The following is an 18,223-nucleotide window of genomic DNA, read 5'->3' on the forward strand; positions in this document are numbered from 1 at the left end:
GGTGAATCGATGAAAGTACTGGTAACGGGCGGAAGCGGCTTTATTGGCTCCCATGTTGCGGTGGACCTCCTGGAACAGGGTTCCGAAGTGGTTGTTCTGGATAATCTTGAAAATAGTTCATACGAGACTATCGCCAGGATCGAGTCGCTGACCACTTCCAATGTGAATTTTGTGAAAGGCGACGTCCGCGACACAGATTTTGTGCGCAGTGTGTTGTCGGAACAAGAGATCGACGCCGTCATTCATCTTGCTGCCCGCAAATCTGTCGCCGAAAGCGTCCGCCTTCCCTTGTCCTACTACGAAACCAACGTGGCTGGAACTTTATCACTGCTCAGAGCGATGTCCGATCAAGGCATATATCGGCTGGTGTTCAGCTCATCGGCCACCGTCTATGGAATTCCCGAATTCACTCCTATCCCCGAGACGCATCCTGTCGGTCGTGCTGCCAGTCCATATGGTCGGAGCAAGTTTTTCATCGAGGAAACCCTCAAGGATCTGGCTGGTGCAGACGGACGTTGGTCGATAGCGATCCTGCGTTATTTCAATCCCGCGGGTGCCCACTCCAGTGGGGCCATTGGTGAAAGTCCACAGGGCATACCGAACAACCTTCTGCCGATACTCAGCCGGGTTGCACTTGGCAGACTGCCTAAAGTCGCCGTTTATGGTGGCGACTATCCCACTGTTGATGGCACAGGAGTACGTGACTACCTGCATGTCTGTGATCTTGCCCGTGGTCATGTCCAGGCCCTCGAGTTCATCTCGGAAAAAAATGGCGTACATGCGTGGAACATGGGGACTGGAAGGGGCTATTCGGTTCTGGAAGTGCTGAAGGCCTTCCAGGATGTATGTGGCAAAGCCATTCCCTATGAGATATCGAATCGGCGTCCTGGAGATGTAGCTGAATGCTATGCCGATGTGAGCAAGGCTGAGCGCGAGTTGGGCTGGCGTTCTGACAAGGGTATCGAGCGCATGGTGGAAGATGCCTGGCGCTGGCAGTCCCTGAATCCTGACGCGTAGTTCTGGGAGCACGTGATTATGTCACTCAACTTCCAGAGGCTGGCAGTGGTCTCCAACCAGGCGTTTTCTCTTCTGAATTTCCGTGGCGAGTTGATCCGGGATCTGGTTGCTCAGGGAGCTCAGGTATACGCCTTTGCTCCCGATCATGATTCGAACTCTGAGCGACAGCTTCGTGCTCTCGGTGCGATACCGGTGGACTGTCCCATTGACCGTATGGGGATGAATCCGTTTTCAGCGCTGAGAGTCGTCCAGAAACTGGCCCGGATGTTCAGGGCGCTGAGTGTCGACGCAGTGTTCAGCTACTTCGCCAAACCAGTGATCTATGCCGGTTTTGCTGCACGCCTTGCCGGAATTCGCAGCGTGTATTCGATGATCGAAGGTGCAGGGTACGTCTATTCGGACGCAGGTAGGTACACGCCATCAAGGATGTTGCTGCGCTGTCTGGTCGGCCTGTTGTACCGGGCGAGCCTGCGTTTCTCCACTTGTGTGTTTCTGCTCAACGATGACGACCGGGCTCTCTTCGTCGGGAGGGGGTTAGTGGCACCGGGCAAGGTCATGATGCTGCCCGGAATCGGGCTCAACCTGGAGCACTTTCGTTTGTCCCCACCGATATTGAGCCCAATCGTATTCGTATTCGTCGGCCGGCTGCTGCGCGAGAAGGGGGTAGAGGATTTTGTGGCTGCGGCGAGGTTGGTGAAACAGGACTTTCCGCAAGCAGACTTCGTCATTGTCGGCGATACGGATGCCAATCCGGATTCCCTCCGGCACGAAGAAATACAGGCATGGGCCACGGAAGGATTAGTGCGGTGGGTCGGCCACGTCGCGGATGTCCGTGTCTGGCTTGCTCGCGCCAGTGTCTTTGTTCTGCCTTCCTACTATCGCGAAGGGCTGCCCAGAAGCACCCAGGAGGCAATGGCCCTGGGCAGGCCTGTGATCACAACGGACTGGGTCGGCTGCCGGGAGTCCATCGAAAATGGTGTGAATGGTTTCCTCGTACCGGTGCGCAGCCCGGCAAGCATAGCCAATGCGATGAGACGATTTATTGCCGAGCCTGAACTTATTGTGCGGATGGGATATGAGAGTCGCCGCATCGCAGAGATTCGCTTCGATGTCCGAGAAATCAACAAGAAAGTGCTGGCCGGCATGTATTCGACGCCGCATAGGGTTCCGTAATGAACGATGAAAGACGGCCACTGATTCAGGTCGAGGGCGTCGGCAAGTGCTTTCGCATGTTTGACCATCCTGCCAAACGCTTTCTGCAGGCCCTGTTCGGTAAGCGTTTCGACTTTTATCGGGAATTCTGGGCTCTGCGCGATATCAATCTCGAGATCCGCGCAGGGGAGGTGGTCGGCATCATAGGCCGTAACGGCTCCGGCAAGTCCACGCTTCTGCAGATTGTGGCCGGCACCTTGCGCCCGTCTCTAGGCAGGGTTCGGACAGGTGGGCGGATCGCAGCACTGCTGGAACTGGGCGCCGGTTTCGATCCGGAGCAGACCGGCAGAAACAATGTGATCTTCAATGCGTTGCTGCTTGGTATGTCGCATGACGAGATCGCTCACCGGCTGGAGGAAATCATCGACTTCGCCGATATCGGAGACTTCATCGATCAACCGGTGAAAACCTATTCGAGTGGCATGTATGTCCGGCTTGCCTTCGCTATCAGCGCGCATGTCGATGCGGATCTGCTCATCGTCGATGAAGCGCTGGCGGTGGGGGATGCTGCCTTCCAGTTCAGATGCCTGAGTCGGATGGATGCGTTGCTGAAACAGGGGACTACTGTGCTTTTGGTTTCCCACGATGCCCAACTGATCAAGGGTTACTGCGACAGAGCGATTTATCTCGAAAACGGTGGAGTGGCGTTCGACGGCGACTGCGAGACGGCATGCGAGTTGTACCTGCGCGATAGCATCGCGGCGCAGCACCGGGAGTCCGCATTGGCCGGTATGCCTGCCGAGCGTACGCTGGGGCGGGATGGGCTGGCATACGGCAACGGCAAGGGGCGCATTCTCTGGTTGCGTATGGCAGGTCCCGATGAGCCGCGAGACTTTTTCGAAAGTGGTGAAAGGATCGCCGTCGAAGTAGCTGCGCAGATATTCGAGCCGGTGGGCACGCCTCGAATAACCCTCGTTGTGCGTGATCTGCGTGGTTACAACCTGTACGCGGTGAATAATACGCAGGCGAATCTGGACTTGGAGCCAGATGATGAAGGAATGCTGCGCACGCGGATCACGTTCGCGGGGGATTTGCAGGCGGGGGAGTATGCGCTGACGTTGCGCCTGGATGACGCGCGCTCTGATAACTGTTGCGAACTTCTGGATAAGCAGGTCAACGCCGCAACCTTCCGAATTCTCAATCCACGTAAGCGTTTTGACGCCGTAGTCAATCTGCATGGCGCGTTCGAGGCGCTTTCTTGCTCATGAATTCCCCGTCCAAGTCCGTAGAGCGGTTAACCGTGGTGTTCGTTGTGCATGGCGGCGAGCTCGAGATCAAGTCCGCCATGCTTGCCACCTCCCTGCGGGACAGACTGGGCGCGCAGGCCCGTATTGTCGCCGCGCAGGCAACTCCGGTCTCCAGGTGGGGCGAGCTTGGCGATGCTTCACGCAATCTTTACCGAAGCCTGGGCATATCCGTGCTGCCGATCGAGAACCCGTTCGGTGACGACTATCCAATCGGCAACAAGTTTGCCGCCCTGGCACTCGGAAAGGCTGGGGAGCACACCTTGTTCCTCGACAGCGACATGTATTGCCTGCGCCCGCTCGACTTCTCTGTCCTGACGAATTTCGAGGCTGCCCTCAAGCCTGCCGACATGGCATTGGTGCCGGTAAACCGCGAGTACTGGCAGCGTCTTTATTCGGTGATCGAAAGTGATCTTCCTGAGTGGCAGATCGTGACCAGCTGTTCCAGCGACACCATGCCTGCATATTTCAATGCGGGTTTCATCTGGGTCCATGATGCACCGCGGTTTGCCGAATGCTGGTTCGATATCGCCGAGCGTCTCCGCCGAGATCCTGAAATCGAATGCAAATGGCCATGGTTGGACCAGCTGAGCCTGCCGTTGGCGTTGGGCAAACTCCGCTACCGGACACGTGTCCTGACGGAGCGGTACAACTTCCCGTTACACCTGAAGCCCATGTCGGCAGGCGCTGACCAGGTGCTCTGCCATTACCACGACTTTTTCTCCTTTGCCCGCGAGCCTCGGTTGCTGCAGGACCTGCGTGAGCTCATGCGGCGTTGGCCTGATCTTGGCGAGGTCCTGCGTAAGGAGTCGAGGTTTGCACAAGAGGTCGCAGCAATTGGGACCGATACTGGCGCAACGGAAGCCAGAGGTCGTGACCTGATCATTACCGGACTGCCGCGCAGCGGTACCAGTTACCTGTGCAGGCTGCTATCCGAGCATGCGGATACGGTGATCATCAACGAGCCTTCGCAAATATTCCCATTGCTGGCGGGCGTGGCGGAGCCATGGGGGCTTCCTCGCTTTTACGCCGAGTTGCGTCGTGATCTGTTGGCCGGTCGGCCGGTACTGAACAAGCACAACGGTGGAAGGCTGGTTGACGATACGGCTCGCGATGGGGATATGGCCTCGCCATATCAGGCGGATGTGCGCGATGCGACCTTTACGCTCGGCACCAAGAACACCCTGGCGTACCTCTCCCGCCTGGCCTCGATTCGCAAGGTGATGCCCGAGGCCCGCTTCATCGGGCTGATCCGTCACCCCTACGACAGCCTGGCTTCATGGGCGCGGACATTCGAGCATCTGCGGACCGCGGCGGTGCAGGACCAACCCATCGGCCATCCTGATGACCCCAACCTGACTGGTTGGCAGCGCAGGGCTCTGCGTCAGATCGAAGCGACCGATTGCCTGCCAGTACGCCGGGCGTTGTGGTGGCGATACCTCGCCTTGCAGTTGCTCGATGCTGGTGAGGAAGTCCGTTGGTTGCGGTACGAGGATTTGCTCACCGACCCGCATGGAATAACCAATCTGCTGCTTACCGACGGCGACTTGCCGGAACCATCCCCCCTGCATTGGCGTGGGGAGATGGACGAGCAGGAAAGAGACCTCGTGGCAGCAGTGGTATGCGAGGTCGCCGAGCGTCTGCAGTACATCCTCTGAACCAATTGCCCTGCGGCGAAAGCTGGACCTGTCAGGGCGGGCCCAAGCAGGAAACGGCGGCCTGAATTCTCAGTGAGCGGAAACGATGCAATGTGCGAAATCAGTCTGGTAATGAATTTTCATGCCGAGGGCGTGCTTGCCCAATGGAGTCTCTGGGGCTTCCAACGCATGCGGCGGTATGCAGCTTTCCGAGGCCTGTCCGTGCAGTTGGTGGCGGTACTGGATCGGGCCGATCTTGCCACTCGCCGTATCGTCTCCGGGCACCCCTCTCTCGAGCAGGCTGACGTAGTGGTGGAAGTGAGCAATGCCGACCTTGGCCTTTCGCGCAACGACGGAGTGGCACATGCGCGTGGCGATTACCTGGGATTCCTTGATGGCGACGATTACTGCAGCGGCAACTGGCTGGTGGAGGCGCTCGAAATGGCACGTTGCTGCGGTGACCGCGTGGTTGTCCATCCCGAGTACATCGTCAGTCATGGCGCTATCCGCGCCGTTGGTTGTGTAGCCGATCAATTGCACGGGAATTACAGCGCGGCCAACTGCTTCAAGTCCCATCCCTGGGGTTCGGCGGTGTTTGCCAGGAAATCCGTTTTCGAGGAAGTCCCGTACCAGGAGACACGGGTAAGGGAAACCGGCTTTGGTTATGAAGACTGGCATTGGGGCCTGGAGATCATGGCTTCCGGGCGGTTGCATACGGTCGCTCCCGGTACTGCCTTCTTCTATCGCCGCAAGCAGGAGTCGATGCTCATCGAGATGGATGCATGCAAGGCGGTGGTGCGTCCCGGGCGCTTTTTCACCGACGGCATGGCTGGGCCGACTCAGCGATAGTCATGAAGCGGGCAAGCATGGTGATGACGTTTCATGCCGAGCGAACGTTGGCGCAATGGTCGCTGTTCGGCTTCGAACGCATGCGCGTGCATTCGGAGCGCCAGGGAATATCCGTCCAACTGGTCGCCATCCTGGACAGTGCCGATCCCCTGACCGATCGATTGGTCGAGTCGCATCCCGTGCTGCGTCCATCGGACCAGGTGCTCAAGGTGGATTGCCGTGATCCCGGACTTGCCCGCAACGCGGGGATAGCTGCGGCTGACGGGCAATATCTGGGCATCCTCGACGGTGACGACTATTGCTCGGCGAACTGGATCGCGGCAGCGCTGGAGGTTCTGGACGCGGGGCCTGAACGGGTCGTACATCCTGAATACCTGGTGTTGTTTGGCGCTGTGCGGGCGTGGGCTCGACAGACTGACCAGTTGGCCGAAGACGGGTGTCTGGAAACCTGTTTCAAGCACCATCTGTGGGGATCGACCGTGTTTGCCAGCCGCGATCTGTTCCTTCGTTTTCCTTACCGGGAAACGGGGATGTCATGGAGTGGTTTCGGCTATGAAGACTGGGACTGGAGCCTGGCAGTCATTGCCGGTGGAGTGTCGCATACGACGGCGCCGAATACCGCGCTGTTCTATCGACAGAAATCGATGGAGTCGCGGCAGGTCGAGGCAGTGCGCGAGCAGGCCGTGTTGCGCCCTGGCCCCTTCTTTGCCGCCGAATCATGGACGAAAAGAGGATCTGATTAACATGTTGGCCAAGTACAAACCGCAGTTTGCGCAGTTGGCACGACGCTCGTATCACAAGGTCGTCCCGGTGCTGCGGCGCTTCCTCAGCGACGATCAGGTGCAGCGCTTCGTATTGTTCTGTGACCGTCTGAAGTATCGATATTTCCGGGAAATGGTTGTGGTGCCAGCGGCGCATTCAGGTGTGATGCCGCCCCGTATGCCGAACTGGATCATCGACGAGTTGAAGGAGCTGTCGGCGATAGAGCCTGCGCTTTACCCGACGCCAGAAATGCTTGGTGGATTCCACACCTGGTACCCGCCGGCCGATCCTTATCCGGCCGTCCTGTACAAAGGGTTTCTCCATGACTTCGTCGAGTCGGCTCCCCAGGTGATATTCCTGATACCGCACATGATGCGCGGCGGAGCGGACCTGGGCACCTTGCATCATGTCCAGTTCTGCATAGACCGTGGTTTGCGGGTAACCGTGGTGTTGACTCGCGATGTGCAGTCCCCTTGGGTGAACCGCTTCCCGGCCCAGGTTCGGGTGGTCGAGTTCGGCCAACTGACGAGGCTTGCCAGCGAGGAAGATCGGCGCCTGGTGCTGTTGCGCCTGTTGCTGCAAAGCCCGGCGCAGACTATCCACCTGATCAATTCCCAATTGGGATGGCAGATATTCGAGCAGTTTGGCAAACCTTTGGTCAGCATCGGCAAGAAGCTCTTCGCCAGCGTCTATTGCGACGATATGGACCGCAATGGCGTGCGCTGTGGCTATGCCACCGACTATCTGCCCAGGACCTGGATGCATCTGGAGGGAGTATTTTCCGACAACCGCACTTTCCTCGAGGAAATACGGCAGCGGGATGGGCTGCCCGGTGAGCGCCTGCATGCCCTGTACTTCCCGGCTGACATAGCGTGTATGAGGCAGCCGGTGCGTGGCAAACGGGTACTATGGGCAGGCCGGATCGCTACGCAAAAACGCCCGGAACTCCTTTACGACATTGCCCGGGCCATGCCCGACGTGTACTTCGACGTGCATGGCGAGCCCGATCCCTATTACGACATGGATGTATTGCAGCGCCTGGGCTCGCTGGCCAATGTCGCGATGCACGGCCGTTTCGATGATTTCGCAGAATTGACCGGCAATGGGCGTCATGCCTTGTTTCTCTATACGTCCCGCTATGACGGGCTGCCCAATGTCCTGCTGGAGGCAACGTTGGCAGGACTACCGGTCGTCGCCGCCACTGTTGGCGGAATCGGTGAACTGCTGAGCGAGAAGACAGGCTTTCCACTCGATGCCAAGGCAGGGCCGCTGGCCTACATCGAGGCCATCCGTCGCGTGCTGGACAATCCGGCCCAGGCGCATGAGCGGGTGGCTAGCGCACAGGCGCTCCTACGCTTGCAACACAGCTGGGAGTCCTTCGACAGGGATACGGCTGCAATAGCGGGATATCTGCCCCAGGACCTGTCCCGGTGAGTACCGCTGAGGGGCGAGCATACAAGTCGCTTCATTCATGGGGGGCCATCGAGCGCCTGGCGTTCTTCCTCCGGCCGATGCTTCGGAATCTGCTCGGTCATGCCGGCCGGGCCTCGCTGCAGGCCCTGCTCGGCGGACGCGTCATCGACGAAAACCTCCCCGTCGAGGCATGTGCGTCCGAGCCATGGTGGCCTGACAGACCCCTGCTCAGCGTGATCATCCCCTGTTTCAATGGGGGCTCTTATCTGCTCCAGGCTCTGCGTAGCCTGGGGCGGCAGACTTTCCGGGATTTCGAGGTCATCGTGGTCGACGATGGCTCCCACGACCCGCTAACGCTCAGGCTGCTGGCGCGACTCGAGCATTGCCAGGGGCTGTCGCTGCTGCGGCAGAACAACGCCGGCCCGGGAGCTGCGCGCAACTACGGCATTGCCCACGCGAGTGGCCGTTATGTCTGCTGTCTGGATGCGGATGATTATCTGGCTCCTGACTACCTGGAAAAGTGCGTAGTGGTGCTGGAAGGAGATTCCGGTGTGCGACTGGCGCACAGCTGGATGCAGTTGTTCGGCGAGGAGCGCCGACTGGGCAGGACGTTGAATCTGGACGTCGAGTTGCTTCGCTACGTCAATCATCTGGGGGTTGCGGCGGTATTCCACCGCTCCGATTGGCTGGCCGCCGGTGGTTTCTCCGAGGCGCGCGAATGCCTGTACGAGGACTGGGATTTCTGGATTCGGCTGGCCAGCCTGGGGATTCGGGGGCGAGTCCTGGAAGAAGCTCTGCTGTACTACCGGCGACATGGCGAAACCCGGCTGCATGACGCGAATAGGCGAGCTTTCCAGGGCTACCAGTTTCTCCGACATGCCCATGACGCGTTTTACACCGATGCGCCTTGGCGCCGAAACCTCGTCAGGGGCTATTCCAGGCGCCTGGTCAGCACGCCAATGAGCAACCTGTCGCGCCCGCAGCAGTACCGCCATTACCCGAACGGCGTGTCGCTACTTCATGTGGGGGATCCTGGCGAGATTTCGTCCGACTACCGGCAGGCGCTTCGGGAGTTGCCTCCTGGCCAATCGCTGCAGGTGATCGTCGAGCATGATGAAAAACTGCCTGATTGGTTGTGCCGGAATGCCGAGCTGATCTACCGGCTACCCGCGCTCCTGGACAGAAGCCAGTGGCCGGCATTCGTGGAAAACTTCCTGAAGACTCGCAATGTTGTCCGGCGTCTGAGCGTATGCGCAGGGAAACGGTGATGCAGCGCGATCCTGTGGTGGTGGTTGTCACCTTGGCGTGCGCTGACGAAACGACGCTGCGCGCCATTGCCGAATATGTCTATGTCCAATCTGTGGATGAATGGCTCTGGCTGGTCTGTGCGTCCGATTTACCCGCCGATCTGGCCAGCGATCCCCGGATCGTCAGTTTCGATGGCAACTTGAGCGATGCCAGACTTTCCGAGCACTGTGGTGCCGCGGATGCCTGGCTATTCCTCGATCAGCTTCCGCCAATTCATGCTCCGCAGGCGTTCGAACAGGCATGGTGGTTTTTTCGTTCGCACCCCCGGATTCCTTATGCCGCCCTTGGCGAAGATGCTGGTGTGGGGCGTCTTGAGGCTCGTAGGCGACCGGGTTCTGGTTGCTATTGGATGCGTGGACAGGGAGGTTTCTCCCGGGCGCCCAACTGGCACCTCCCGCGTGGTAGCAAGCATCTGCTGATGCTGTTGCCCTGGCTTGAACCGGGCGGCGCCGATCGTTGCAATCTGGATATTGCCACTCGCCTGATCGCACAAGGCTGGACGCTGACAGTCGCAGCTACTCTGGAAGCCGCACATCGTTGGGCCCCGCGTTTCCGTGAACTGACAGACGATATCCTGGTGCTGCCGTCCTTCCTTGCTGCCGAGGCATCGACCGAGTTCCTGGCCCGTCTGCTCGAAACAAGGTCACCTGACCTGGTGCTGCTGTCGAACTGCCGTTTCGCCTATGAATCCCTGGACCTGATTCACCGCCTTCGACCGGGTGTGCCGGTGATCGATCTCAACCACATGGAGGAAGATTGGGAGGCGGGTGGATTTCCCGGCATGGCATGTCGTTACGACGCTGCGCTCGGTCGGCACTGGGTCGTTTCGCAGCACCTGCAGCGCTGGATGCATGCCCGGGGCGTGCCGATGTCGCGAATCGACGTCCTTCACTGGTTTGCGGATTCCTGCTTCTGGCGACCTGACCAGGATGTCCGATTGCGACTGCGCCGTCAGTTGGGAATAGACATGCGAACCCCGGTTATCGCCTATGCCGGGCGTCTTTGCCAACAAAAGCGGCCGGACCTTTTCGTCCGGAGTCTTCGCGAACTGGCCGACAAGGGCTGCGATTTCGCTGCATTGGTCATTGGTGACGGGGAGCTGGCAGGCCAGCTACGGTCCGCGTTGCGACGCGAAGGATTGACCGAACGGGTGCATATGCTCGGCTGGCTGGATGATGAAGGCCTCAGACAGGCGTTCCAGGCGGCAGACCTGTTTTTCCTGCCCTCGGAATCGGAAGGCATCGCCCTCGTCCTGTATGAGGCCATGGCATGCGGCCTGGCAGTGGTCGCGGCAGATGTCGGCGGCCAGGCGGAACTGGTGAGTCCGGAGTGTGGCCATCTGATCGCCCCCATGACGAACAACCTGGTCGCTGCCTACGCAGATGCGTTGGAGCAACTGGTCTGCAATCGCGAGGCTCTTCGAGACATGGGAAGGGCAGCCAGGCGGCGCATCATCGAGAAGTTCGATACGGGGTATTTCACTGAGCGTCTCCTGCATTTGCTGGGGGAGGCCGAATGGGTGTCCGTGCCGAATGCCCGGGGCTTGGATGATGAGGCGAGCCGCACGGCTGTAGCGCAGTTGCAGTGGCAATGGAACAGCCGACGGCTTCTGGCTGCGTTCGGTCGTTGGAAGCCTGGGCAAGTCATTGCCAATAGCCCTCCAGTCAGGAGGGCGGTCAAGGCAGCGTTCCATATGAAGGCGTTCGGACTGGCTCGGACCTGGGCGAGACACCGGAAGCAAGGGATCACGGACGAATGAAAAAGAGAATCATCGTTACGCTGGGAATGCATCGATCCGGCACCAGTCTCCTGTCTGCCGCACTGGAATGCCTGGGGGTGGACTTCGGCGATAATCTGATCTCGCCACGCCCGGATAATCCCAAGGGGTTCTGGGAAGACGAGGCCATCGTCGAACTCAACGACCAGTTGTACGCCGTACTGGGAAGTTTCTCCTCGGCTCTGGGTTTCGACGAGCAGCGATTGCTGGGCATGCCGGAGTGCGCGGAACTTCAGGCAAGGATCGATCAGTTGCTCGAGCAGCGCCTGAACGATCGCGTGCTTTTTGGGATGAAGGACCCGCGCCTGCCGCGGCTCATGAACGTCTGGTCGCAGGTCTTCGAGGCGCAAGACGTGGAAAGCGCGTTCGTCATTCCCGTCCGCAACCCGTTGAGCGTGGCCGCTTCGCTGGCCAGGCGCGAAGATTTCCCGACTGGCAAAAGTCTGTTGCTCTGGTACGAGCACATGTACCGGGCGCTCCACTTTGCCGGGGCGAGGCGGATGGTCGTCGTCGATTACGATGGGCTCCTGGAGCATCCTCGCGAGACATTGCTCAGAATGGCCGATCGCCTCGGGTTGACCTTCGACGAAGCGGCATACCAGCGTTTCCTTGGCGGCGTGCTGGATCGTGAACTGCGCCATGCGCAGTTCGATGGGGCAGCATTGCGCGCCCATGAGAGCAGTTTTTCTGCACTGCTTCGATTGCACGACCTGTTGTGCAGGCTGGCGAGGGATGAGGTCGGCCCTGCTGACAAGGTTCGGGAGATGGCTGCGGTCGAGGACGACTTTTCCGCGCTATGGTCCTTGCTGCGTCATTGCGGCAGGCAGGACGTTGAACTCTGGAGCTCCTGGCAACGTGGTATTCGCGAGCGCGAGGACTTTGCTGCCCGCGAGAATGAAATGCAGGGGAGACGCGTCGCTCTGGAGGAGCAATTCCTGGCGGCCAGGCGAGAGTTGGAAGGGCTTCGGGGCCGGATGCGCTGCACCGAAGAGGAGCTGCGCCAGGCCAATGATGCCCATGCCCGGGCGCTCCGACGTCTTGATTTGCTTCATGCCAGCACGTCGTGGAAGATCACCGCCCCATTGCGATGGGGGAAGCGCCTGCTGGCCGGCAGGGGGATCGGTCAGGATATTTGACGGTAGTGCCGTCGGTTGCTAACATTCCAGACCTTGTATTGGGACTCTTTCGTCTTGTCCGACGAGAGCCCGATGAATTGAACGATGGAGTGCTCGTCCTTGGGCACGGCCGGGGGCCAGCAGGATACCAGTCTCGATCCTGGTGGCTTCTATTTCATGACTTGACCGCGTTTGCTGGTAATGCGGAAGCGGGCCTACAGGCCTTTGACTACAGGTATAAACATGAGCGAAAGCTTCGCAGAACTCTTTGAAGAAAGTCTGAAATCCCTCGACATGCAGCCGGGTGCGATCATCACCGGCATCGTGGTCGACATCGACGGTGACTGGGTTACCGTACATGCCGGCCTGAAGTCCGAGGGCGTCATCCCGGTCGAGCAGTTCTACAACGAACAGGGCGAGCTGACCATCAGTGTGGGTGACGAAGTTCACGTTGCGCTGGACGCGGTTGAAGATGGCTTCGGTGAGACCAAGCTGTCCCGCGAAAAGGCCAAGCGTGCAGAATGCTGGATTGTTCTGGAAGCAGCTTTCGCTGCCGACGAAGTGGTCAAGGGCGTCATCAACGGCAAGGTCAAGGGTGGCTTCACCGTTGACGTCAGCGGCATTCGCGCGTTCCTGCCGGGTTCCCTGGTCGACGTGCGTCCGGTGCGCGACACCACTCACCTGGAAGGCAAAGAGCTCGAGTTCAAGGTCATCAAGCTGGACCAGAAGCGCAACAACGTTGTCGTTTCTCGCCGCAGCGTCCTGGAAGCCGAGAACAGCGCCGAGCGCGAAGCCCTGCTGGAATCCCTGCAGGAAGGCCAACAGGTCAAGGGTATCGTCAAGAACCTCACCGACTACGGTGCGTTCGTTGACCTGGGCGGCGTAGACGGCCTGCTGCACATCACCGACATGGCCTGGAAGCGCATCAAGCATCCGTCCGAGATCGTCAACGTTGGCGACGAGATCGATGTCAAGGTCCTGAAGTTCGACCGCGAGCGCAACCGCGTATCCCTGGGTCTGAAGCAACTGGGCGAAGACCCGTGGGTTGCCATCAAGGCCCGTTACCCGGAAGGCACCCGCGTCATGGCTCGCGTTACCAACCTCACCGACTACGGCTGCTTCGCCGAGCTGGAAGAGGGCGTGGAAGGCCTGGTGCACGTCTCCGAAATGGACTGGACCAACAAGAACATCCATCCGTCGAAAGTCGTTCAGGTTGGCGACGAAGTGGAAGTTCAGGTTCTGGACATCGACGAGGAGCGTCGTCGTATCTCCCTGGGCATCAAGCAGTGCAAGTCCAACCCGTGGGAAGACTTCTCCGGCCGCTTCAACAAGGGCGACCGCATCTCCGGCACCATCAAGTCGATCACCGATTTCGGTATCTTCATCGGTCTGGAAGGCGGCATCGACGGTCTGGTTCACCTGTCCGACATCTCCTGGAACGAAGCTGGCGAAGAAGCCGTGCGTCGCTTCAAGAAGGGCGACGAGCTGGAAACCGTCATCCTGTCCGTTGATCCGGAGCGCGAGCGCATCTCCCTGGGTATCAAGCAGCTGGAAGACGATCCGTTCTCCAACTACGCCTCGCTGCACGAAAAAGGCACCATCGTTCGTGGCACCGTGAAGGAAGTTGATGCCAAGGGCGCTGTGATCAGCCTGGGTGGCGATATCGAAGGCATCCTGAAGGCCTCCGAAATCAGCCGTGACCGCGTTGAAGACGCGCGCAACGTGCTGAAGGAAGGCGAAGAAGTCGAAGCCAAGATCATCAGCATCGACCGCAAGAGCCGCGTAATCAGCCTGTCGGTCAAGTCGAAAGACGTTGACGACGAAAAAGAAGCCATGAAGGAACTGCGCAAGCAGGAGACCGAGAGCACCGGTCCGACCACCATCGGCGATCTGATTCGTGCGCAAATGGAGAACCAGGGCTAATCCCCCAGGCTTTCCAGCAAAAAGGGCGACTTCGGTCGCCCTTTTTTGTTTTCCCATTCGGGCTGTTCAAAGCCTGATCAGCATGCTAAAAGAACCATGAGCTGATCTAGCCGCTTGAAAACGAAGGGAAAACCATGACCAAGTCGGAGTTGATCGAGAGAATAGTCACCCATCAGGGGCAGCTTTCCGCAAAGGATGTGGAGCTGGCGATCAAGACCATGCTTGAGCAGATGTCCCAGGCTCTGGCGACCGGGGATCGGATCGAGATCCGTGGTTTCGGTAGTTTTTCGCTGCACTATCGCGCGCCGCGCGTCGGCCGCAATCCCAAAACGGGAGAGTCTGTCCGCCTCGACGGAAAGTTCGTGCCGCACTTCAAGCCGGGCAAAGAACTGCGTGATCGCGTCAACGAGCCTGAGTGACACACGTCCCGAGGACATACCGCCAAGGAGTATTCATGCTTTGGGTAAAGCGTTTTCTGGTTATCCTGGCAGCCGTGGTGCTTTCCATTTCTGTAGTCGTGTTCGTGCTGGAGAACCTGCAGCCTGCACGTCTGGCCTTCCTCGGCTGGCAGTCGGATGAGTGGCCGCTGGTCGTCTTCGTTTCCCTTTCCTTCATCCTGGGTGGCCTGATCGGTCTGCTGCTTGGGCTGCCGTTCCGCGCGCGTGCGCGCTTCCACATGGCGGGCCTGCGTTCCGAAGTGTCTCGTTTCCGCAAGGAAAACCAGGCTTTACGCGAAAAATCCCTGAAAGAGCAGTGACGCGGGATGCCCGGTGTTCTCGGAGGCGTTCTGTTCCTCCTCGCATTGTTGGTTGGCTGGTGGATGGGCCGCCGATCACGGCGTTATCCCGGGCAGGATTCCAGCCAGGCACTGCGCGAGCGCATCCGTCGGATCCACGAGGTTCTCGACAAACAGCCTGACGAGGAACTGGCGAGGCTTTCGCAGGGGCTTGCCCTCACCGGGGAAACCCTGACGAGCCATGCCCAGATCGGCAATCTCTACCGTCGGCGCGGCGATATCGAAAGTGCCATCCAGATTCACCAGGAACTGCTCGACAAGGTCGGGAACGATTTAGCCGAGATAGCCCGGTTGCGTCTTGAGCTTGCGCGGGACTTCCTTGCTGCCGGATTGGTCGATCGTGCCGAGCAGCTTCTCGATGAGGTGGCGCGGTCGGAAGAGCCGTCGGTCTCGTTCGCGGCCCTCGAGGAGTTGCGGCGCATCTGTGAGCGGGAAAAGGACTGGTCCCGTGCGATAGAACTGACCGAGCGCCTGACGGAGTCCAACCCAAAACTGAAGTCGACCCTGGCGAATTACTGCTGCGAACTCGCCCAGGAAAAATCCCGGGAAAAACCCGAGATGGCCAGGGATTTGCTGTTGCAGGCCCGGCGAACGGATCCGCATTGCATTCGCGCGGTGCTGATGTGCCTGGATCTGGAACTTGGCGTGCGTAACCTGAATGCCGCAGCGGCTCTGCTGAACGAACTGGTGCGAAACAAGGAAGGATTCATTCGCGAGATGGTGCCGATCCTGGCTCGCCATGACGCACAGGGCGACCCGGCCGTCCTGGGGCTGCTTCGCCGGCTGGCCGAAGAGAGCGGAGCTTCCCCCTCGCTGTTGGCGTTGCTCGCACGTCTCGATGCGACCAACGCCGACCGGTGGCAGGCGCGTCTGCTGGAGCGGGTGCGGGAGCAGCCTTCATGGCCCGGCATGATCGGCTGCCTGGATGTTTCCGAAGGTGCCGATGGCGATCCGGCCTTCTTCCCGAACATCCGGCCGATCATCTCGGCGCTGCACAAGGGGATGCCGCGCTATCGCTGCACCGGTTGCGGTTTCTTCGGACGCGAGCTGCACTGGCAATGTCCTGGCTGTCATGCCTGGGATACCCTGCGGCCGCTCACCTCTCCCTGGTGATCCCGGGGCGGTTCGATTCATTGCGGGCGCATGGAGCGCCCAGGCTTGCGAGTAAGACGTTGAAGGTTCTTCTGACGGGTGCAACGGGGTTTGTCGGCAACGGCATCCTGCAGCGGTTGCTGGGTGTGACGAATATACAGGTGCGAGTGGCCCTGCGCTCGGTTCCTGCCGGGTTTCCCAAGGGCTGTGAAGTGTTCGCGATTTCTGATCTGACCGAGGTTCCGGACTGGACGCCGGCCTTGCAGGGAATGGATGTCGTCATTCATTCGGCAGCCCGTGTGCATGTGCTGCATGAATCAGCCGTGGATCCTCTAGCTGCGTTCCGCGCCGTCAACGTCGAGGCGACCCTCGATCTGGCGCGACAGGCGGTCGGGGCGGGCGTCCGGCGTTTCATCTTCATCAGTACGATCAAGGTGAATGGCGAGCAGACTGCCGCTGGTCAGCCTTTCACCGCCGAGAGCCGGCCCGCTCCGCTCGATCCTTACGGTCAATCCAAGCTGGAAGCTGAACAGGGCCTGCTCGACATCGCCAGGGACAGCGGGCTGGAAGTCGTGATCATTCGGCCGCCGCTGGTCTACGGGCCTGGGGTGCGGGCGAACTTCGCCAGCCTGATGAGCGTGCTCGAGCGAAGACTGCCATTGCCTTTTGCCAGGGTCGATAACCGTCGCAGCCTGGTGGCACGGGACAATCTCGTCGATCTGGTGCTGCTGTGCACGCAGCATCCGGCCGCTGCCAACCAGGTGTTCCTGGTGAGCGATGGCGAGGATCTGTCGACCGCGGAGCTGTGCCGCCGGCTGAGCCGGGCACTGGGCGTCAAGCCGCGACTGCTGCCGATCCCGCCGTCGTTGCTGGGGTTTCTGCTTGGAATCCTGGGCAAGGGGGCCGCGCGGGTGCGTCTGCTCGGTTCTCTGCAGGTGGATATGGGCAAGACCGAACGGCTGCTGGGATGGAAGCCTCCCGTGAATGTTGATGAAGCCCTTGCAGCGACAGCGCGCTGGCATCGGGAGCACCGCCAATGAGCGCCTGGCTGACATTGCTCTGCATCTTCCTGGCATCGCTCTGGTTGACCGGGGCGGTTCGTCGCTATGCCCTGGCTCGAAGCCTGATGGACGTGCCGAACGAGCGCAGTTCCCATGCGGTTCCCACTCCCCGTGGCGGCGGCGTGGCGATCGTGCTGGCCTTCCTGCTATCGCTGCCGCTGGCCTGGGGGTTGGGAATCATCGGCGGCAGCGTGGTGCTTGCCTTCATGCTTCCGGGGATCTGGGTCGCTGCGGTGGGGTTCATCGACGATCACCGGCACATTCCTGCGCGCTGGCGGCTGCTGGGGCATTTCCTTGGCGCGGCCTGGCTTCTGGCCTTCAGTGGAGGATTGCCGGCCCTGAGCTTCCTGGGCGCCGTTCTCGATCTTGGCCTGTTCGGCGACCTGCTGGCGCTGGTCTATCTCGTCTGGCTGCTGAATCTGTACAACTTCATGGATGGCATCGATGGGATTGCCGGCCTGGAGGCCGTTACCGTCTGTCTGGCCGGGGCGATCTGTTTCGTGCTGGTAGGGCAGGGCGACCTGGCCTGGCTGCCTCTGGCCCTGGGAGCGGCGGCGGCGGGATTCCTGGTTTGGAACTTCCCGCCTGCGCGAATCTTCATGGGCGATGCCGGCAGCGGCTTCCTCGGGCTGATGCTGGGCGGGTTGTCCGTGTACGCCGCATGGGTGGCGCCGCAGTTGCTCTGGAGCTGGTTGATCCTGCTGGGCGTATTCGTCGTCGACGCCACCTGGACGCTCCTGCATCGGCTGCTGCGCGGGGAGCGTGTCTACGAGGCGCATCGCAGCCACGCCTACCAGCGCATCGCCCGGCAATGGGGCGGGCACCTGCCGGTCAGCCTGACGGTGGCTGGGATCAATCTGGGCTGGCTGATGCCCTGGGCACTACTGGTCAGTCTGGAGAAGGTCGATGGCTTGCTCGGGCTGATTATTGCCTATGCTCCATTGGTATTGGTTGTCGCTTATGCAGGGGCTGGTCGTCCGGATAATCGGGTAGTGAGCTGAACTCCAACGGAATCGG

16 protein-coding genes are annotated in these 18,223 nt (G+C 60.0%); all 16 read left to right on the plus strand.

Annotated features, from left to right (window positions below):
- The first annotated feature begins 9 nt into the window (after window positions 1-9).
- The 16 genes from galE to BLR75_RS00220 all read left to right on the plus strand — a co-directional run bounded on the left by galE (window position 10) and on the right by BLR75_RS00220 (window position 18,207).
- On the plus strand, window positions 10-1,017 hold the full coding sequence (galE, locus tag BLR75_RS00145; protein WP_084313049.1) for a UDP-glucose 4-epimerase GalE: 1,008 nt from the start codon (window positions 10-12) through the stop codon (window positions 1,015-1,017).
- A gap of 18 nt (window positions 1,018-1,035) precedes the next feature.
- Complete coding sequence (locus BLR75_RS00150) at window positions 1,036-2,190, plus strand: glycosyltransferase family 4 protein (protein WP_084313050.1); 1,155 nt, start codon at window positions 1,036-1,038, stop codon at window positions 2,188-2,190.
- The gene (locus BLR75_RS00155) at window positions 2,190-3,437 is read left to right on the plus strand and encodes an ABC transporter ATP-binding protein (protein WP_084313051.1); all 1,248 of its coding nucleotides are present in this window, start codon (window positions 2,190-2,192) and stop codon (window positions 3,435-3,437) included. The genes BLR75_RS00150 and BLR75_RS00155 overlap by 1 nt, the downstream gene beginning before the upstream one ends.
- Window positions 3,434-5,131: a sulfotransferase gene (locus BLR75_RS00160; RefSeq protein WP_084313052.1), complete on the plus strand. Its 1,698-nt coding sequence runs from the start codon at window positions 3,434-3,436 to the stop codon at window positions 5,129-5,131. Before BLR75_RS00155 ends, BLR75_RS00160 begins: the two co-directional genes overlap by 4 nt.
- Window positions 5,132-5,221: 90 nt before the next feature.
- A complete protein-coding gene (locus BLR75_RS00165; protein WP_084313053.1) occupies window positions 5,222-5,959 on the plus strand; it encodes a glycosyltransferase family A protein in 738 nt (245 codons plus the stop codon).
- A 2-nt stretch (window positions 5,960-5,961) separates the two neighbouring features.
- The gene (locus tag BLR75_RS00170) at window positions 5,962-6,702 is read left to right on the plus strand and encodes a glycosyltransferase family 2 protein (protein ID WP_084313054.1); all 741 of its coding nucleotides are present in this window, start codon (window positions 5,962-5,964) and stop codon (window positions 6,700-6,702) included.
- A 1-nt stretch (window position 6,703) separates the two neighbouring features.
- Complete coding sequence (locus BLR75_RS00175; RefSeq protein WP_084313055.1) at window positions 6,704-8,155, plus strand: glycosyltransferase family 4 protein; 1,452 nt, start codon at window positions 6,704-6,706, stop codon at window positions 8,153-8,155.
- Window positions 8,152-9,402 carry a glycosyltransferase family A protein gene (locus tag BLR75_RS00180; protein ID WP_084313056.1) on the plus strand — a complete coding sequence of 417 codons (1,251 nt, stop codon included), beginning with the start codon at window positions 8,152-8,154 and terminating at the stop codon, window positions 9,400-9,402. Before BLR75_RS00175 ends, BLR75_RS00180 begins: the two co-directional genes overlap by 4 nt.
- Window positions 9,402-11,201 carry a glycosyltransferase family 4 protein gene (locus BLR75_RS00185; protein WP_169720268.1) on the plus strand — a complete coding sequence of 600 codons (1,800 nt, stop codon included), beginning with the start codon at window positions 9,402-9,404 and terminating at the stop codon, window positions 11,199-11,201. The genes BLR75_RS00180 and BLR75_RS00185 overlap by 1 nt, the downstream gene beginning before the upstream one ends.
- Window positions 11,198-12,355: a sulfotransferase family protein gene (locus tag BLR75_RS00190; RefSeq protein WP_084313057.1), complete on the plus strand. Its 1,158-nt coding sequence runs from the start codon at window positions 11,198-11,200 to the stop codon at window positions 12,353-12,355. Before BLR75_RS00185 ends, BLR75_RS00190 begins: the two co-directional genes overlap by 4 nt.
- Window positions 12,356-12,577: 222 nt before the next feature.
- Window positions 12,578-14,257, plus strand: coding sequence for a 30S ribosomal protein S1 (rpsA, locus tag BLR75_RS00195; RefSeq protein ID WP_084313058.1), 1,680 nt, complete (start codon window positions 12,578-12,580; stop codon window positions 14,255-14,257).
- Window positions 14,258-14,391: 134 nt separating this feature from the next.
- Window positions 14,392-14,676: an integration host factor subunit beta gene (gene ihfB, locus BLR75_RS00200; RefSeq protein ID WP_003091441.1), complete on the plus strand. Its 285-nt coding sequence runs from the start codon at window positions 14,392-14,394 to the stop codon at window positions 14,674-14,676.
- 35 nt (window positions 14,677-14,711) lie between these two features.
- Entirely contained in the window at window positions 14,712-15,014 is a 303-nt protein-coding gene (locus BLR75_RS00205) for a lipopolysaccharide assembly protein LapA domain-containing protein (RefSeq protein ID WP_084313059.1), read from the plus strand.
- Between the two features lie 6 nt (window positions 15,015-15,020).
- On the plus strand, window positions 15,021-16,166 hold the full coding sequence (locus tag BLR75_RS00210) for a hypothetical protein (RefSeq protein ID WP_169720269.1): 1,146 nt from the start codon (window positions 15,021-15,023) through the stop codon (window positions 16,164-16,166).
- A gap of 59 nt (window positions 16,167-16,225) precedes the next feature.
- Window positions 16,226-17,185, plus strand: a complete 960-nt coding sequence (locus BLR75_RS00215; protein WP_245726081.1) for an NAD-dependent epimerase/dehydratase family protein — start codon at window positions 16,226-16,228, stop codon at window positions 17,183-17,185.
- A complete protein-coding gene (locus tag BLR75_RS00220) occupies window positions 17,182-18,207 on the plus strand; it encodes an MraY family glycosyltransferase (RefSeq protein WP_084313061.1) in 1,026 nt (341 codons plus the stop codon). Before BLR75_RS00215 ends, BLR75_RS00220 begins: the two co-directional genes overlap by 4 nt.
- Window positions 18,208-18,223 lie beyond the last annotated feature (16 nt).

It is taken from the genome of Pseudomonas jinjuensis (genome assembly GCF_900103845.1).
Taxonomy (GTDB): domain Bacteria; phylum Pseudomonadota; class Gammaproteobacteria; order Pseudomonadales; family Pseudomonadaceae; genus Pseudomonas; species Pseudomonas jinjuensis.

Excerpts from the sequence above, each read along its gene's own strand:
- galE (WP_084313049.1), top strand. The coding sequence starts at position 10 with ATGAAAGTACTGGTAACGGGCGGAAGCGGCTTTATTGGCTCCCATGTT.
- BLR75_RS00150 (WP_084313050.1), top strand. The coding sequence starts at position 1,036 with ATGTCACTCAACTTCCAGAGGCTGGCAGTGGTCTCCAACCAGGCGTTT.
- BLR75_RS00155 (WP_084313051.1), top strand. The coding sequence starts at position 2,190 with ATGAACGATGAAAGACGGCCACTGATTCAGGTCGAGGGCGTCGGCAAG.
- BLR75_RS00160 (WP_084313052.1), top strand. The coding sequence starts at position 3,434 with ATGAATTCCCCGTCCAAGTCCGTAGAGCGGTTAACCGTGGTGTTCGTT.
- BLR75_RS00165 (WP_084313053.1), top strand. The coding sequence starts at position 5,222 with ATGTGCGAAATCAGTCTGGTAATGAATTTTCATGCCGAGGGCGTGCTT.
- BLR75_RS00170 (WP_084313054.1), top strand. The coding sequence starts at position 5,962 with ATGAAGCGGGCAAGCATGGTGATGACGTTTCATGCCGAGCGAACGTTG.
- BLR75_RS00175 (WP_084313055.1), top strand. The coding sequence starts at position 6,704 with ATGTTGGCCAAGTACAAACCGCAGTTTGCGCAGTTGGCACGACGCTCG.
- BLR75_RS00185 (WP_169720268.1), top strand. The coding sequence starts at position 9,402 with ATGCAGCGCGATCCTGTGGTGGTGGTTGTCACCTTGGCGTGCGCTGAC.
- BLR75_RS00190 (WP_084313057.1), top strand. The coding sequence starts at position 11,198 with ATGAAAAAGAGAATCATCGTTACGCTGGGAATGCATCGATCCGGCACC.
- rpsA (WP_084313058.1), top strand. The coding sequence starts at position 12,578 with ATGAGCGAAAGCTTCGCAGAACTCTTTGAAGAAAGTCTGAAATCCCTC.
- ihfB (WP_003091441.1), top strand. The coding sequence starts at position 14,392 with ATGACCAAGTCGGAGTTGATCGAGAGAATAGTCACCCATCAGGGGCAG.
- BLR75_RS00205 (WP_084313059.1), top strand. The coding sequence starts at position 14,712 with ATGCTTTGGGTAAAGCGTTTTCTGGTTATCCTGGCAGCCGTGGTGCTT.
- BLR75_RS00210 (WP_169720269.1), top strand. The coding sequence starts at position 15,021 with ATGCCCGGTGTTCTCGGAGGCGTTCTGTTCCTCCTCGCATTGTTGGTT.
- BLR75_RS00220 (WP_084313061.1), top strand. The coding sequence starts at position 17,182 with ATGAGCGCCTGGCTGACATTGCTCTGCATCTTCCTGGCATCGCTCTGG.